Origin of the sequence: Rhodoferax sp. (genome assembly GCF_028689295.1) — a bacterium.
In the GTDB taxonomy this organism is placed as follows: domain Bacteria; phylum Pseudomonadota; class Gammaproteobacteria; order Burkholderiales; family Burkholderiaceae_C; genus Rhodoferax.
Genome location: NZ_JAQTWL010000009.1, coordinates 1 through 17,192, shown reverse-complemented (window position 1 = coordinate 17,192; position 17,192 = coordinate 1). Strand labels below are relative to the sequence as shown.

At 56.1% G+C, this 17,192-nt stretch carries 9 protein-coding genes; 1 reads left to right on the top strand and 8 read right to left on the bottom strand.

Features of this window, described 5'->3' with window-relative positions; all coding sequences use genetic code 11:
- Nucleotides 1–2: 2 nt before the first annotated feature.
- Nucleotides 3–3,176: an efflux RND transporter permease subunit gene (locus PHF15_RS09405; protein WP_300120586.1), complete on the top strand. Its 3,174-nt coding sequence runs from the start codon at nt 3–5 to the stop codon at nt 3,174–3,176.
- Here the strand turns inward: PHF15_RS09405 and PHF15_RS09400 are convergent.
- From PHF15_RS09400 to PHF15_RS09365, 8 genes are all read right to left on the bottom strand, one after another.
- The gene (locus PHF15_RS09400) at nt 3,168–5,015 is read right to left on the bottom strand and encodes a dipeptide ABC transporter ATP-binding protein (protein ID WP_300120584.1); all 1,848 of its coding nucleotides are present in this window, start codon (nt 5,013–5,015) and stop codon (nt 3,168–3,170) included. The genes PHF15_RS09405 and PHF15_RS09400 overlap by 9 nt on opposite strands.
- Nucleotides 5,008–6,507, bottom strand: coding sequence for an ABC transporter permease (locus PHF15_RS09395; protein WP_300120582.1), 1,500 nt, complete (start codon nt 6,505–6,507; stop codon nt 5,008–5,010). Before PHF15_RS09395 ends, PHF15_RS09400 begins: the two co-directional genes overlap by 8 nt.
- 18 nt (nt 6,508–6,525) lie before the next feature.
- On the bottom strand, nt 6,526–7,503 hold the full coding sequence (locus PHF15_RS09390; protein WP_300120580.1) for an ABC transporter permease: 978 nt from the start codon (nt 7,501–7,503) through the stop codon (nt 6,526–6,528).
- A gap of 5 nt (nt 7,504–7,508) precedes the next feature.
- Nucleotides 7,509–9,779, bottom strand: a complete 2,271-nt coding sequence (locus PHF15_RS09385) for an ABC transporter substrate-binding protein (protein ID WP_300120579.1) — start codon at nt 9,777–9,779, stop codon at nt 7,509–7,511.
- A 55-nt stretch (nt 9,780–9,834) separates the two neighbouring features.
- A complete protein-coding gene (locus tag PHF15_RS09380) occupies nt 9,835–11,313 on the bottom strand; it encodes a sulfotransferase (protein ID WP_300120577.1) in 1,479 nt (492 codons plus the stop codon).
- Between the two features lie 12 nt (nt 11,314–11,325).
- Nucleotides 11,326–11,931: an adenylyl-sulfate kinase gene (gene cysC, locus PHF15_RS09375; RefSeq protein WP_300120753.1), complete on the bottom strand. Its 606-nt coding sequence runs from the start codon at nt 11,929–11,931 to the stop codon at nt 11,326–11,328.
- Between the two features lie 73 nt (nt 11,932–12,004).
- Nucleotides 12,005–14,008, bottom strand: coding sequence for a prolyl oligopeptidase family serine peptidase (locus PHF15_RS09370; protein ID WP_300120575.1), 2,004 nt, complete (start codon nt 14,006–14,008; stop codon nt 12,005–12,007).
- A 98-nt stretch (nt 14,009–14,106) separates the two neighbouring features.
- Nucleotides 14,107–16,704, bottom strand: a complete 2,598-nt coding sequence (locus PHF15_RS09365; RefSeq protein WP_300120574.1) for a TonB-dependent receptor — start codon at nt 16,702–16,704, stop codon at nt 14,107–14,109.
- Between the last annotated feature and the right edge of the window lie 488 nt (nt 16,705–17,192).

Sequence of the window (17,192 nt, the reverse complement as noted above, 5' to 3'; positions counted from 1 at the left end):
GCATGCTCCTGTCTGACTTCAGCATCCGTCGTCCGGTGGCGATGGTGGTCATCATCATTGCCCTGATGTGCGTCGGCTTGCTGGCGCTGAAAAACCTGCGCATCAACCAGATTCCCGACGTCGAGATGCCGGTGCTGGTCATCAACCTGCCCTACCCCGGTGCCTCTCCCGAGACGGTGGAGCGCGAAATCATCAACCGCATCGAGAAGTCGCTGCAGAGCATCACCGGCGTCTATCAGATCCATTCAACCGCCAGCGAGAGCAACGCCACCATTGTCATCACCTTCAACTTCAAGAAGAACATGATCGAGGCCTCTGACGAGGTGAGCAACGCGATTGCCTCGGTGCGCTACAAGCTGCCGGCGGAAATGCGCGAGCCAGTGCTGCGCCGCATCGACCCGGCAGCGCAGCCCATCATGCAGATGGCCTTGTCGTCAACTGTCTTGAGTCATGCCGAGATTTCCCGCCTGGCCGAAGACGACCTGTCCACCCGGTTTCGGGCCATCGAGGGCGTGGCCGTGGTCAACGTGAATGGCGCGCTGCGGCGTGAATTGAGCGTGCTGCTGCGTTCCGAAAAGCTGCGCGAGTACAACGTGTCGGTTACCGAGGTGGTAACCGCCCTGCGCAACCAGAACACCACCTCGCCGGTAGGGCGCGTCAAGGGGCCGCTGGACGAGCAGAGCATCCGGCTGGTGGGGCGCATCGAGTCACCGGCCGAATTTGAACAAATCGTGATCAGGCGCCGCGGCAATGAAGTGGTGCGCCTGGCGCAGGTGGCCAGCATCGCCGACGGCTTTGCCGAGCTGGCAGGCCTGAGCATGCGCAACGGCAACCCCAACGTCGGACTGACGGTGACACGTTCGCGCGATGCCAGCACGGTGAGCGTGGCAAACAAAGTGCGTGAACTGGTTGCCGAGTTGAACAAGACCTTGCCCAAGGGCACCGCGCTGGAAGTGACGCGCGACGGCGGCGAAGAAGCGCAAAGCAACCTCAACAACGTGACTGAAGCGCTGATGTTCGGCGCCGTGCTGACCATCTTTGTGGTCTATGTCTTTTTGAATTCCTGGCGCTCCACGCTGATCACGGCGCTGAGCCTTCCGACCTCGGTCATCGCGGCCTTCATCGCCGTCTGGTTAAGCGGCTTTACGCTGAACTTCATGACCCTGCTGGGTTTGTCGCTGGCCATTGGGGTGCTGATTGACGACGCCATCGTGGTGCGCGAAAACATCGTGCGTCACATGGCCAATGGCATGGACCGCCGCACTGCGGCCAGTGTAGGCACGGGCGAGATCGGCCTGGCGGTGACGGCCACCACGTTCTCCATCATTGCCGTCTTCATTCCGGTGGCATTCATGAGCGGCGGTGCCGGTGAGTGGTTCCGACCGTTTGCGCTGACCGTGGCGAGCTCGGTGCTGGTGAGCCTGTTCATCTCCTTCACGCTCGACCCCATGCTGTCGGCCTACTGGGGCGATCCGGTGGCCTTGCAGGGTCAACCGCGGCATGGCGTTGGCCGCGTGCTGGCGCGCTTCAACAACTGGTTTGACCAACAGGCCAACCGCTATGGCGAGGTGATTGCGTGGGCTTTGCACCACCGCCGCGCCATGGCCTTCATTGCCGCCTTCAGCATGGTGGCCGCCTTGGGGTTGCACGCCAAGTTTGGCGGCTCGAGCTTCTTGCCGGCGTCCGACGACGGCACGCTCGCGATCGAGGTGCGCACGCCGTCGAGCGCCAGCCTGGAATTTGCCCGCCTCAAGGTCGAGCAGGCCGCCACGCTGGCGCGCACCCTGCCCGAAACCGTGGCCACCAACAGCAACATCAGCGCCTCTGGTGGGCGCATTTATGTGGACATCGGCAAAAGCACGCAGCGCAAGCGCGGGGCGGTGGAAATTGCCGCCGACCTGCGACTGCTGATGGCGCGCCTGGTCGGTGCCGAATATGTGGTGCTCGACGACCTCAACAACGGCGTGCGCAAGCCGGTGCAAATCCAGTTCTCGGGTCCCGATTCACGCCGCCTGCTGGAGATCACCAACAGCTTCATGACGCAACTGCGACAGGTGCCGGGGGCGGTGGACGTGGGTTTGTCAGAACAAGACCCCAAGGACGAGATCAAGATCGAGCTCAACCGCGGGCTGGCCAATTCGCTTGGCATTTCGGTGGGTGATGCGGCGCAGGCCCTGCGCGTGGCTTTTGCCGGTGTCGAGGTGGGCGACTGGGTTGACCCCACCGGCGAGGCCCGCGACGTGGCGCTACGCCTGCACCCCGATGACCGGGTGAGCGCGGCCAACATCGAGCGCTTGCCCATTGCCGTCAGCGGCAGTGACATGATGGTGCCCTTGAGCCAGATCGCCACCATCACCATGGGCAAGGGCCCGGCGCAAATTCAGCACCAAGACGGCAAACGCATGATGGCGGTGTCGGCCAATGCGCAGGGCCGCTCGGCCGGCGAGGTCACGGCCGACGCCATGAAGCTGGCCAAATCCATTGAATTTCCGCGCGGCTACGGCCTGGAGTTGGGCGGCTCGGCGCGCGACCAGAAAGAGCTGTTCACCGAAATGGGAATTGCGCTGGTGATGGGCATCGGCCTGATGTACCTGATTCTGGTGATGCAGTTCGGCTCGTTCACGGCGCCGATGGCGGTCATGCTGTCCTTGCCGCTGAGCCTGATCGGTGTGGTCATCAGCCTGCTGCTCACCGGCGGCACGCTGAACCTGATGAGCTTCATTGGCATCATCATGCTGATGGGCCTGGTGGCCAAGAACGCCATCCTGTTGCTCGACTGCGCGCGCAAGGAAGAAGCCCAAGGGGCCGAGCGCGAAGCGGCACTGATGCACGCCGGGCGACTGCGCCTGCGGCCCATCTTGATGACCACTTTTGCCCTGATCGCCGGCATGCTGCCGGTGGCCATCGGGCTGGGCGAAGGTGGCGAGTTTTACCGCCCGTTGGCCGTCGCCATCATCGGCGGCACCATCACCTCGACCCTGCTGACGCTGCTGGTCGTGCCCACCTTTTATGACAGCATCGAAATCGCCCGCGACAGGGCGCTTGCCAAGTTCCATCAGCGCGCCGCGGGTGGCAATGCGTTTGTTGCCTTTGTGATGACCCTGGGCGAGGCGCTGCTGGCGCTGTTGCTGCTGAGGTGGGTGTACCGGATGGTGAAGGGCTCCCAGTCAAACTGAGTCTGCTGCTTCGCTGCGGACAAGCCGCGGCACCGCCTTGAGCAGCGCGCACGTGTACGCATGCTGGGGATGGTGAAGAATTTGCTCTGCCGACCCGGCTTCAACGAGCTGGCCGTTTTTCATGACTGCGATGTCGTGTGCAAGATACTCGACAACGCCAAAGTTGTGGGTGATGAACAGGTAAGCGACGCCGAGTTCCTGTTGCAATTGCTTCAGCAGGTTAAGAATCTGCGCCTGCACTGACACATCCAATGCAGAGGTGGGCTCGTCCGCCACAATCAGTCGGGGATCCACCGCAAGCGCCCTGGCAATGGCCAAACGTTGGCGCTGTCCACCGGAAAACTCATGGGGATAGCGCGCCAGCGCGCTGCGCGGCAACCCCACCTTTTCCAGGAGACTGGCAACACGTTCACGCCTGGCGCTGGCGGTCACCTCCGGGTGAAGCGAAGAGACGCCTTCTTCGAGGATCTCGCTGACGCGCATGCGGGGATTGAGCGAAGCAAATGGGTCCTGGAACACGATTTGCACCGCTCGCCGCGCAGTGCGTAGTGACTCGCCGCTGAGTTGATCCAGCGGCTGGCCTGACAACAGGGCAGAACCACTGATTGACGCCTTGCCACGCAACAACTGCAGCAAAGCCTTGCCAACAGTCGTCTTGCCGCTGCCCGACTCACCGACCAGAGCGAGTGTGCGACCCGCCGCAATGCTGAAAGAAACGCCATCGACCGCCTTGACGTGACCAACCGTCCGCTGCAACAGCCCCTTTCGAATCGGGAACCATACCTTGTAGTCGCGCACTTCCAGCACGGTTGGCCCCACCGGCTGATCGACCTGCAACAACTGCTCTCGATCCGAATTGTGGGTTGGCCTATGCAATAAATCCCGACCGTCATAGAGAAAACAGCGCACCGTATGTTCCGGATGAAACTCAACCAGCCCTGGAACGGCGCTGTGGCACCGGTCCATCGCATCCCCGCAACGCTCGACAAAGCGGCAGCCCGCAAACTCCTGATTAAGCGCAGGCACCGATCCGGCGATGGAAGCCAGGCGGCGACCGCGTTTGCTCTCATCAGGCAGGGCGTCAAAAAGGTTGACGGCATAGGGGTGCAAGGGACGGGAGAAGAACTCTGCTGCATCAGCCACCTCGACCACCTGGCCCGCGTACATCAGTGCCACGCGATGCGCCATTTGCGCCACGATGGCCAGGTCGTGGGTGATCAGGAGCATCGCCATTTTTTGCGAGCGCTGCAGTTCCTTGAGCAAGTCAAGTATCTGGGCCTGAATCGTCACGTCGAGCGCCGTCGTGGGCTCATCGGCAATTACCACATCAGGCTCAGCGGCCAGCGCAATGGCAATCATCACGCGCTGCTTTTGTCCGCCAGACATCTGAAACGGGTAATCATGAACTCTGCGCTCAGGTTCGGGAATGCCCACACGCTGCAGCCAATCGACGGCCTTGGCAACCGCCGCTTCACCGCGAATTTGGGTGTGACGCTCAATTACCTCAGCGATTTGACGCCCCACGGTCATCACCGGATTCAGGCTGGTCGAAGGCTCCTGAAAAATAATGCTGATTTTGCGACCACGAACGTCGCGCATCCTGGCTTCCGGCAACTGCATGATGTCGGTGCCATCCACATCAACGCAACCAGCCGCGACACGCCCACTGTCTGGCAACAAGCGCAGGATGGACAAAGCCGTCATGGACTTGCCACAGCCCGACTCACCAACCAGCGCAAATGTTTCACCTTGCTTGATGGTCAGCGTCAAGGCATCAACCGCACGAACCAGCCCACTGTCAGCGTTGAGTTCTGTCGTGAGATTTGTTATCTCAAGCATTTGTAGCCCCCGGCGCTTTTGTGGTGTCCAAGGCAGAGCGCGCTGACGCGGTTGCCGGAGTTTTGTTTCTACGGACACGGAAAGCACGTGCATGCGGGTCGAAGGCCTCGCGCACGGCGCTTGCAAATAGCGTCATGGAAAGCACCAGGGACACCATGAAAGCGAAAGCGGCCAGCAGCGTCCACCACACCACCGGGTCACGCGACATCTCGTTGCGCGCACCATTGATCATGGTGCCAAAGCTATTGGTGGTCGGGTCAACGCCCACACCCACATAGGACAAAACCGCCTCGTAAAGCACCAGACCGGAGAAGTCAAGCACTGACACGATCACCACAATGTGCGTCAGGTTGGGCAGAATATGGCGGCGCATGACGCCCGCGTCCGACACCCCAAACGCACGAGCCGCTTGCACATAGTCAAGCTCACCCAGCTTGAGCGTTTCAGCGCGCAGCAAACGCGCCAGCCCGGCCCAACCGGTAATCCCCAGTATCGCGGCCAACAAAAACAAGCGGATGTCTGCGCGCTCCAGCCCGGTTTCAAACAACTGCGGATTCTTGTCGATAAAGACCTGGATCATCAGCACGAAGGCAGAAATCAGCAGCACCGACGGAATCGACGACAGCACGGTATAAAGGTATTGAATGGCATCATCAACGCGGCCTTTGTAGTAGCCCGCCAGGATGCCGAACACGATGGCCAGCGGCAAGGTTGCAATCGTGGCCAGCGAGCCGATGACCACCGCTGTCCGGATTGACTTCAAGGCCTGGAAGAGGACATCGTTGCCAGTCTGGTCAGTACCCAACACATGATAGTGGGGCCATAAAGCAGCGATCCACCCGGCCAGTAGCGCCAGCACGGTCGCGGTCAGCAGCATGGCACGCCACGGCACCACAGTATTTTGCTGCCAGATGGCACGCAACGAAGCCGTGACGCCACCTGCCGTCGCGCGTCCGCGCAAAAACGCAACCATTAACCAACCAGCCATGGCCACCAATGCGCCCATCAGCAAGCCAGTCAGTGATCGCGACGAGATATCGCCCGCCCACTCAGCCTGCGTATCTTTGAGATGTGCGCCGCCAAACTTCAGGCGCGGAAAGTCACGCACCGGCTTGCCGTCAACGACGATGGACTCTTTGGAGAACTGATGGGTGTCGAGCGGCGCTGAATAGGTCTTTTCGAGCGCCTCGCGTGGGCCAGCCAGCACCAGATCCAGCAAGGACAGCGTGCGGGTTGAATAAGCCGGTTCAGCGTTGGCCGCACTTCCAGCCGCCGGTGGCAGTAACGACCGAAAATGCACCGAGTCGAGCACGGCAATGACCAAAAACAGCAGCAGCACAACACCGGCCGACATGGCGGCCGCGTCGTGCAGCACATGCCGCCATGTCTGGCGCAGCGTCGGTGTGCGCAGCGAGTGCCAGACATAAAGCGCGATAACCACAAGCTGAAGATAGAGGGCAAGATCGGTGGCGAGAAATACGAGTTTGGGCATGGTTCGGTCCTGCGAGAATTAGCCCAAGCGGATGCGAGGATCAGCAACTGTGTAGGAAATATCCGTCAGAATCAGTCCGACGATGTAAAGCAGGGAGCCGACAAAAACCATGGAGCGAACCACCGCGAAGTCCTGCGCATTGATGGCATCAATGGTGAAGCTACCAAGGCCCGGAATGCCAAAGAACGATTCCATGATCAGCGCCCCCAGAAACAGCAGCGGCAGCACGGCGACGGTACTGGTCAAAATTGGCAGGAGCGCGTTGTGAAGCACGTGTCGAAAGAGCACCACGGTCTCGGACAAGCCCTTGGAGCGCGCCGTGCGAACGTAGTCCTTGCCAATCTCCTCCAAAAACATGGTGCGGTAAAACAGCGCCTCACCGCCTAGGCGGGACACTATGCCAATCACCACCGGCAGCGCCAAAAATACAAACATGTCCCAGCCAGCCGAGAAACCTGAGATGGGCACCAGCCTCAAGAGTTTGCTGAATAAGAACTGCCCCGCAATGATGTAAAACAAACCAGAGACTGACAACAGGAACACGGCCAGCGCGACACCCCAGAACTCAAGGTAGGTATTGCGGAAAAACACCAGCGTCAAAGAAAAAACAATGACGACGAAAATGCCCAGAAGGAAGGTAGGAATGGCCAGCGCAACCGACGGGCCAACCCGTTTTTTTAGTTCATAGCCAATGTCGCGCCCACTGTCAGATGCGCCAAACTCCAAGGCAAACAGCGGCACTGATCGCTCAAAAAAGATTGTTTTTGTCAGCTTCTCCACCCCCACCTGGTGACTGTCCCAGAGCAAGGGTTTGTTGTAGCCGCGCTCAACCTTCCACTTCTCGATGGCGTCCTGCGTGACCCGCTTGCCGCCGATGTTCATGCGTGCCATATCGTCAGGCGTGTTGACAGCAAAGAACAAAATGAAAGTAAAAATATTGACGCCGATGAGAATCAGCATGCCATAACCAATGCGCCGGAAGATGTAATTGATCATGATGTTCAGGTCTCGATAGCGATGGAACGGGCGGCCGTTTCGCGTTCACGCCTGCGCCAGGCAAACCATGCCGGCACGATGGCTGCAATCAGCGCCAGCAGAATCAGTGGCATTGGCCACCAGATTGGCTGGTTCCATTCCGCGATTTTGCGGGCACGCAATTCTGGATCAAGCCGCAAGTAACCAATATGGTTGCGGATGATTTGTGTCGGCTTGCCATTGCTGACCCACTGGTGGTAAGCGGCTGCAGAAGTTGGAAAGTAGCCAAAACTCCACACGGCATCGTTTTGCACCAGCACAATCATCTGGTCAATGATGTCCTGTTTCTCCGGCCCATCTTCCAGGAACTTCAAACGCTCGTATAACTTGTCAAACTCAGGATTTTGATAGTTTGAGTTGTTTTCACCATTGCCGTCGGTCAGTGCTTTGGCATTGGGGCCGTAAAGCATGAAGAGAAAATTTTCTGCATCCGGGTAGTCGGCAAGCCAGCCCCAAAAATAAATCTGGATGGAACCCTTGCTCATCTTGTCCTGAAAGCGGTTGTAGTCGGTCGCCCGCACCTCCAGTTGGATGCCAATCTTGGCAAATTGCTTGGTGTACCAGTCGAGCAGCGCCTTGGCACCAGGCGCTGCGTTTTGATAGTCAAAGTTCAGCACCAGGGGCTTGCCTGTTTTGACGTCCCGCCCGTCCGGGTAACCCGCCTCGACCAACAACTGCCTGGCGTCATCAACCGAGCGGCGCACCCGCTTGCCATCGGGATCCTTGCGATAAACCACCGAATTGAAGGCCGATGGACCATCTTCACGGTAACCAAAAAGCGATGGCGGCAATGGTCCCTGCGCAGGCATGCCCTGGCCGCGCTCAAAAATCGCAATGTGCTCTTCCCAGTCAATCGCTATGGCAAGTGCCTGACGCAACTTGCGATTGCGCTCGGCTTGCGCAGGGCTGCTGCCCTTGCCCACCACCGGATCAAGCCAGTTGAAGCCAATGTACCAGTTGTTGGCCTCCACCGTGGTAGGCAGCTTGATGCCCTTCTCTTTGAATTCCTTTTCCTTCTTCTTGTCGTCACCCATGGCCACGATATAGCCGGTGCCATGATCCAGCCGTTCAATGGCGGGAGAATCGTAGTAGCCCTGCAAAAACTTGGCCTGCAAGGGCACACTTTCCTTTTCAATGTCAAACACCACCTTGTCCACAAATGGCGTCGTCTTGCCGCAATCAGCCAGGTAACCCTTCTCTGCATCGCCGGGCTCACCTTCGCACGGATACGGTTCACCCCGGAAGTTCGGATTGCGTTCCAGCACATGGCGCCGGTTTTCTATGAACTCCGTCAGCATGTAGGGTCCCGTTCCGACCGGCCAAAAGTTGAGCTTCAGATTCCTTTCAGCCATACCTGGCTGTGCATAGAAGCGCTCTGCCTCCCACGGAATGGGCGCAAAAAAAGTCATTGCCAGCCAGTACTTGAACTGTGGATATTTGCCCTTGATGCGTATCCTCAGCGTGTGCCTGTCAAGCGCCTGCGCGCCGTCAAAGTGGTACTTGCGAAAATCCAAAAAAGGAAGATCACGATCGGTTGGCGCCAACTGGGCGCGCAGTTCCTTGTCGGCCGCTGTGATTTTTTCGCCATACTCTTTCAGCCCAACGATGTAGTCGGCCATGGTCGAGAACGAGGGCGACTTGATACGCGGCGTAGCCAGGCGCCGGATCGAGTACACGTAGTCGTCGGCAGTCAGTTCACGCGTGCCGGTCTGCTTGAAATCGGTGATTTGGTGCTTGTCGGCAACGTCTTCGCGCCGCAGCGCATGGTAAACATACTCGCCCTTGTCATTTTTGGCGAAAGCTGGATGCGGCGCGAACTTGATTCCCGGTTTTAGCTTGACATCAAAAATCGTCTCGGCAATGAGCTCACCAGCTGCGTTGTCGGGTAACGCCTTGCCCTCTTTGTCAAAGTATTGGGGACTGGCAATCCCTTGCGCTGCACGACCGACCAGTGTGTAGGGTCGCTTCAGATAATGGTAGCCATAGGGTGGCTCATATATCTGGTAGGTGTAGGGTGTTTCGTCGTTGGAATACGAACTGGTTGGGTCAAGGTACTTGGGCGAGCGGTTGCTGAACGGCACGAACAACGTGTTGGTCTTTTCCGTGCTCGGCGGGTGTGGGTTGTTGGAGACTTCGGTGCAACCCAAGAGAAAAATGGGAATGGCAGAAGCCACTAACCAGTACAAAGCAAATAGAGAGGCACGCCGTAAACAGCCAATGAACCAAGTTAAATTCATGGAAATATTTTCAAGATAACGAACGATGATGCCATAGATTGAAACATAATCCGCTTCATGCACTCAGCGGTCGGTCAAACGCGGCGCGCAATGCATCCAAATGACGCTCATAGTGTCGCCAGCGACCCGATGACCGCGTGTACAGCGGTTGACGGACTTGCCAGGCACTGGGTGTCATCACGACTGTATTGGTCTTGTGAAACGCCAAGCATGTCGCATCCCAGGGTAACTCACAATGACTCAGCAGACGACGGATGGTCGGCTCAAAGTCAGTCACCATTCCGTCATAGTCAACGTCATGAATGTCGTCACCGAAAACCGACTTCCAGTGCGCCATCAGCCTCTCATACTGGCGATACCAGTGCGCGATATCAAGCAGATCAAGCGCGTACGGCATTGAGCGGCTCAGATGCAAAAAGAAAATAGACAAACAGTTGTCGATGGCATGACGCCGGGTGTGAATAATCTTTGCCTCAGGAAACAGCAGTTTGATGAGTCCAATGTTGAGAAAATTGTCAGGCCGCTTATCTGTCACCAACTTGCTGCCAGGAAACCTGGCAGCAACCTTGCTGAGGTAGATGTCTCTCAGTTGCTGAAGTTTGGACGGCTCAATCGCACCGGTCGATTCGTTCAACAGCGGCATTAGGTGCTCCCGCGCCATGGTTGGCAGCAGATCAATCTCACCTCCACCCGTCACCTGCGCATGACTAGCCAGGACTTGTTCGACCAGCGTCGAACCAGAGCGGAACATCCCACAAATAAACAGCGGCTGCACCGGTCCGGCCAGTTGTTTAGAGTAGCTCATATGTGAAGGAAAAGCAGCCACCAGTCGATCAATGAAACGCTCGTGCGCCAAGGCATCGTAACGTGCGCCCCCGGGATGGGCGCTAAGGCGACTGGCATCATTGGCGGCAGAATATGCGGCGAAAGCGCGGTCATACTCTGCCGCACTGTCCAGCGCTTTGCCAAGCCCGAATCCGAGATCAGCGCGCTCTGCGGCGGTAATGCCTGGGTTTGCAATCGCCCGCTCCAACCGTTCAATGAGAGGATCGCTAGCGCCAATTGCAAGTTTTAGATTCGGCAAGCGCGAAAGTGCCAGCGCATTGGCAGGTTCGATTACCAGCACCGCCTCGTATGCGGCAAGCGCCTGTTTCCTTTCGCCACATTGCTCATGAATGTTACCAAGATTGAGCAGCGCAGGCACATAACGCGGGTTCAGCTGCAGCGCCAAATCAATTTCCGAGAGGGCCTCGCTGGTTTTTCCCAGGTGTTCGGCCAGGATCACCGCGCGGTTGAGTTGGACCTCCTCGGGGCAATAAACGCCGTATTGCAATGCCCGACTGTAGGAAGTCAACGCCACCTCGAATAACCGCATTCGCTGTTGCAAATATCCCAAGTTATACCAACTGTCAGGCAAATCTGGCTTCATCGCCAGCAGCCGCTGATAAGCCTTGATCGCCTCTGGCACACGTCCACTCTGAAGCAGATGCGATGCCAGATTACTGAGCGACTGCAAGGTTTCGTTTACGGTCATGTTTCAGACTCATCACATTTTCGCAAGTGCCACCAATAGACGCTCTACGCATTGGCGTGTGGATTCTTCTGAAGTGCGCAAATGAACCTCTGGCACCTCGGGCGCTTCGTAAACGCTGTCAATTCCCGTGAAATTGGGGATTTGTCCCTTGATCGCCTTGGCATAAAGCCCCTTGGGATCTCGCCGAATGCATTCCGCAATCGGCGCGTCGACAAAAACTTCCATGAACTCTTCGGGCATAAACAAGGAACGCGCAAAAGCCCGTTCAGTCCGGAACGGGCTAATGAACGACACAATGGCAATCAGGCCGGCATCCACCATCAATCGCGCTACCTCTGCCACGCGCCTGATGTTCTCCACACGATCTGCATCGGTAAAGCCCAAGTCACGATTTAACCCGCAGCGCACGTTGTCACCATCGAGCGAGTAGGTGTGCCGTCCCTGTCCCAACAACTGCAACTCCAACAAACCAGCGATCGTTGACTTACCTGAACCCGACAGGCCCGTGAGCCACACGCAAGCAGGCTGTTGATGTTTGATCGCAGCACGCCCAACCTGTGTGACAGGAAGCACATGCGGAAAAAGATTGTCTTCAGAGACCCTAGCTCGTGATTTCATGGCCAGGTCAGCGTGGTGTGTCAGTAACATCAGACCTTGTCTTAACCAGTGCAAACTAAAAAGCTTGTAGCAATCAACCAATCGCCTTCATGTTCTCGGCCAAAAATTTCTCCACCCGTGTCCAAAAGTCGACATTGTTAGCCACCTTCAACCAGCCATGCCCCTCATCAGCATAGACCACCCACTCCACTTTTTTGTTGTGAGACGCAAGCGCAGCACGCATTTTTTCACCGTTAATTAATGGCACTCGATTGTCAAGTCCCCCGTAAGCCATTAGCACTGGTTGCGTGATATCTGCCGCCCGCTCGACCGGTGACGTACGCTTGAACTGCTCCTTATCTTTGTCGGGGTCCCCAATGAGCAAGGGCAACGTGAAGCGTGCCGCATCCACACGGTTGAAGTCCGTCCATGTGACGCTAAACATGAAGGATGGGTCGGTCACCCCAACCCAATTGATGCCACAACGAAACAGAGATGGCTCCTTGGCTAACCCCATCATGGTCAGATATCCACCGTAGCTGGCGCCTGCAATACAAACCCGCCTCGGATCGGCAATGCCATCCTTGATCAACTGCCGGACACCATCGGTCACATCGTCCTGCATACCCAAGCCCCACTGTTTCCAGCCCGCTTTAAACAGTTTGACACCAAAACCAGTTGATGCGCGTGGCGCCGGCATGAACACCGCGTAGCCTCGTGACACCAAAAACTGCACATGCGGGTCCCAGCGCCATTCGATCGGTCGAACCCAGGGGCCACCGTAGTGCAATACCACCAGAGGAAATGGCCCTTGACCCACGGGCGTTGTCAACTGTGCCGGGATCAACATGCCATCGCGGGTCGCATATCGCAAGAAGCTTGTTGGACGCATCCGTTCAACAGGCATCCAGGGACGTGACTGCGCGATTTGCTCCAACTTGTTGGTTTGCCGATCCAGAAGCAGGAATCTCCCTGGATCCCGGTCGGAATACGAAGACACCAAGATCAGAGATTCTGCGTTAGTAAGCGGCAGCTGTAGCTGATTCACGTGGTCCGGTATTGCTTGATCAACCAGTACCTGCACCTTTGCCAGTGCATCATCAATCCAGTAGGTTGACGGCCGATCAGCATCGTAGTCAACACCCAAAAGACGAGCGCCGTCCGGGCTGAACCGCAGGCCACCGGTCACGTCAAATCCTTTAATTGCAAAGACCGGTTGGGATTCAAGTGCGCCTGTCTTGGCATCAAATCCATAGATGGCTGCCGTATCGGATCCCGCATATGCACTGACGTATAGCTTTCCAGCAACATCAAATGCCAGTGGCACCACCGCTGCCGTTGGTTCAGCTGGACCAAACTTGAAAATCACACGCCAAGGTGCCTGCTCAGAATCGCGCAGATACACGCTGGTGGTGTCTTCGACTGTCACAGTCGCTGCACGCACAATGTTTGACCTGTCAATGACCCATGACTGAGTATTTGCCGGGCCGCCCAAGGTCATCAAGGTGCTACGACCAGTTGCAGTATTTAGCCTGTAAAGATTGCTGGCAAAACGGCCTTTACCCTGAAAAGACGGCACCTCAACCACCACATCATCTGTGGGCAATCCACCTGCCAACGCACGGCCATGCAAACTGGTTCCCGCAGGGAGCAACTTTTCTCCCTCGGTCAACAGACTGCGTTCAACCATAGATTTGAAGTTACTGCCATCGCGATCAATGACAAACAGACCGCTACCGACCTGGTCACCCCCGCCGCGCTCTCTGTCAATCATTGTGAAAATGAGTCTCTCATTGTTCACCCATGACAAACTCGCTACGTCACCATCTGTAAAGCTGGTAACGATCAGAGGTTTTCTGGTGGCCACATTCACCACCGTGATGTTGATCCGGTCCTTGTACTCGCGAAGCGCGGCTATGTTGCGGCCGTCAGGCGACAAACGCAGTGAAGACAGCTGAGGCGCGCGAAAGAAGCTCTTGATGTCCAATACAGCGACAGGTGCCGCTTCGTCCGCCCATGCAAACGGTGATAAGGCAGGCCCCAAAAATGCAGTGGCTACGACAGAACGGCGGCTGATTGTGGGAAGTGATGAAATCATGGTTTGAAATGAAAATGGACGGATGATGCTGGGCTTGATCTGTCACCCCTGAAAAAAAGGCGCCCTTTCGGGCGCCCTGATTTGAAAGTCACCCAATCTCACTTGAAAGTGTACTTTGCCCCGGCGTAAAAGAAACGGCCACGGGCAGTGTACAACTCAGCAAAACCCATTTGGCTATAGCTGTTGCTGCTCACATTCTGGATACTGAAAGGTGGCTCACGATCCATCAGGTTCTTGATACCAAAGGTCAATTCCAGATTTTTATAACCAGAATACTGCGTCACCACATCAAGCTCCGTGAAGGATGAAACCCGACGCGTCGTCGCATTGGCTTCGATGGGCTGCTCCGTGTCCAAGAATCCCCCCACTGTCTTCAACGTACCACCAAACGTCCAAGGACCAGTTTCGGTAGTCACATTCATCGCATTGCGATAAACCGGCGTTGCATAGGTATCAGAAAATTCTGCCCACGGGTCCGCATCCGTTGAGCGCGTTTTGTTGGTGGTGTAGTAAGTTAACAGGTTCCGAATCGTCACGTTACCAATGGGTGTGCCGCCGAGGCGCCAACGGGCATCGATATCAATCCCCGCCGTCTCGCGCTGAGCGATATTCTGCAAATTGGTAAAGATAGATGTCTTGGGTCCAACCCTGGTATACAGCCCTTCCTCAATAGCAGAGGTAATGGTTGGGGAAGAAATCGAGTCGCTCATCTGAATCTTCCACCAATCTACACTGGCGTTGAAGTTTTTCGCCAATTCAAACACCATACCCAAATTAAGTGTCTTGCCTATCTCCGGCTTCAGATCCGGATTGGAACCATTGACCTGATAGGCTGAGTAAAAGCATTCACCATTTGCATCCAAAGGCACACCCAGGATTTGGCATGAAGCAGGATCAGTGATGTTGGTCGCGCCTTCCTCTTGTGCACCGTACAACTGCTTCAGCACCGGTGCGCGAAAGCTCTTGGTGTATGAACCACGAAATGCCAATTCGGGCATTGCAGTCCACTTCACACCAATTTTCGGACTGGTGGCATTGGTGCTGCCGTATTTGTCATAACGGATTGCCGCCTGCCCTTCAATTGTCTTGCTAACTGGAACAGACAACTCACCATAAACAGCTTGATAAGTACGTGACGCATCCACTGCCGCCTGCGCGATGCTACCAACCACTTCACCCTTTTGGGTTAATTCATCCGGCGTGTCCGTCAGGGTTTCACGGTTTGCACTGACACCAACCGCAAAACGCAGCGTGCCGGCAGGCAACTGCATGACATCACCACTCAGTTGGGCATTCAAACTGTCCAGTTTGGACACGCCTTCACGCACTGGATAGACTCGCAGGCTTTGCACCAAGGCTGGATCGTTGGCGCCAGAAGTTGGGTCGATCGACCCATCGGACGTTGCAACCAGCCATTTGTTGTAATCAAAGTAATTGGAATCACTGTTGGTGACCTTGCTCTCGCCATGGTTGTAGCTGACCTTCCAGTCATAATTTCCTACGGTTCCATCCACACCAAGCGCGGTGTTAAAAAAGTCGGATTTACGATCAGTGGTGCGAGGCCCGCCTTGCATGAAACGTCCAGCGATATAAATACTTCCGTCCCCAATATCATAGGGTTGCTGGGCTGGGTCGGTGATCGGGACAATGAAATAGTCAGGCACAGGGTGTGCCTCAAAATGGTCCTTCGATGTGGAATAAGTGAACTCAGCAAACGCTTTAGTGGTTGGCGTTAGTTGTACCGTACCGATTGCCAAAGCACTCACCCGGTCTGCACCGTTGTATGCCGTCAGGACGCTCTTGTTAAAGTCATAACGACAGATATTGCCCGCACCGGTATCTTCTGGTGCGCAAGCGGTGTACGGCAACCCGACAAAATTGCCGGTATTAGGATCAAGCACATTGCCGGCCGGCGCAAAGCCACTACGGCGATCCGGGCCACCAAATGCCTGAAAGTTTACCGAACTGGAAATATCGCGATCCTTGCGATAAATAGGATCACGCTTGAACACATCAAGCCCAAACAAAACGTTGTAACGGTCTTTGGTCAAATCCCCAAAACCTGCGGAAAGACCAAAACGCTTTTCGGCCCCATCGCTACGACTGCTTGTGCCAAGGTTGGCGGTTACTTCAATACCCTGATAGTCATTCTTGGTGATAAAGTTGACCACACCAGCCACAGCATCCGCACCGTAGATAGCTGAGCCGCCATCCTTGAGAATTTCGATGCGTTCAATTGCCCCAATAGGCAGTGAGTTGATGTCGAAGGCTGCACCGGCTCCAGAGGAATCATAAAGCGCATTGACGGGCAAACGGCGTCCATTGAGCAAGACCAGAACCTGGCTATCGCTCAGCCCACGCATACGGACGCTGGCCGTTCCGGAGCCCGCTGGCGAATTGGAAGAAAGTTCACCTTGGTCAAAAATATCGATGGAGGGAATGTTATGCAACAACTCATTGACCGAAGTGGCGCCGGAGCGAGCAATCTCCTTGCGGGTCACGATTTCGACTGGCGCTGGGCCCTCGACATTGGTGCGCTTGATAGCTGAGCCGGTCACTTCGACACGCTCCAGCGTGGTGTCGCTCTGAGCAAGCGCAGCGCCAGACACAAAGGCCAGTCCGCCATACGCAACGATCAATGCCCGAGCCACCGAAGTCGGTTTGAAAATATATCTACCTGAGCTGGAATGCATCATGAGTTACCTTTAAAGATCTAGAACACAAAGCAATTCAAATTCACGCCAAAATTGGCTACAGGTCACCACCCGTCGACAACCTGCATTTGTGTCGGTGTTGTGACTATAAAGTAACAAAATGTGAAGTTGGGTAAGGACTTACCCATAAATTCATGACTGTGGCTCAAATACATCGCGTATTTCAGATACCTGAGTCAATGAGTAGGTTGTTTCAGTTAACTCTACAGCACGCACACCGCTACCATTGCGCATCTGCAGCGCTACGGTCAAATGGAAACTCACAGCCGATTCAAAGGTGAACCAAGATAATTGATCATCAATTGTCCTTCACCTCCCTGAAACTTACTCCACCTTGAAATTGAATTCCTGCGTGGCAATCACATCGCCACCATCGGTGACGCAGGTGTACTGCATCATGGCTGCCTTGACTGCGGCATGGAACACGCGCGGACCCGACAGGATGGTCACATCCACAATGCTGCCACCCT

Coding starts and splice junctions, on each gene's coding strand:
- PHF15_RS09405 (WP_300120586.1), top strand. CDS start 3: ATGCTCCTGTCTGACTTCAGCATCCGTCGTCCGGTGGCGATGGTGGTC.
- PHF15_RS09400 (WP_300120584.1), bottom strand. CDS start 5,015: ATGCTTGAGATAACAAATCTCACGACAGAACTCAACGCTGACAGTGGG.
- cysC (WP_300120753.1), bottom strand. CDS start 11,931: ATGAAATCACGAGCTAGGGTCTCTGAAGACAATCTTTTTCCGCATGTG.
- PHF15_RS09380 (WP_300120577.1), bottom strand. CDS start 11,313: ATGACCGTAAACGAAACCTTGCAGTCGCTCAGTAATCTGGCATCGCAT.
- PHF15_RS09390 (WP_300120580.1), bottom strand. CDS start 7,503: ATGATCAATTACATCTTCCGGCGCATTGGTTATGGCATGCTGATTCTC.
- PHF15_RS09370 (WP_300120575.1), bottom strand. CDS start 14,008: ATGATTTCATCACTTCCCACAATCAGCCGCCGTTCTGTCGTAGCCACT.
- PHF15_RS09385 (WP_300120579.1), bottom strand. CDS start 9,779: ATGAATTTAACTTGGTTCATTGGCTGTTTACGGCGTGCCTCTCTATTT.
- PHF15_RS09365 (WP_300120574.1), bottom strand. CDS start 16,704: ATGATGCATTCCAGCTCAGGTAGATATATTTTCAAACCGACTTCGGTG.
- PHF15_RS09395 (WP_300120582.1), bottom strand. CDS start 6,507: ATGCCCAAACTCGTATTTCTCGCCACCGATCTTGCCCTCTATCTTCAG.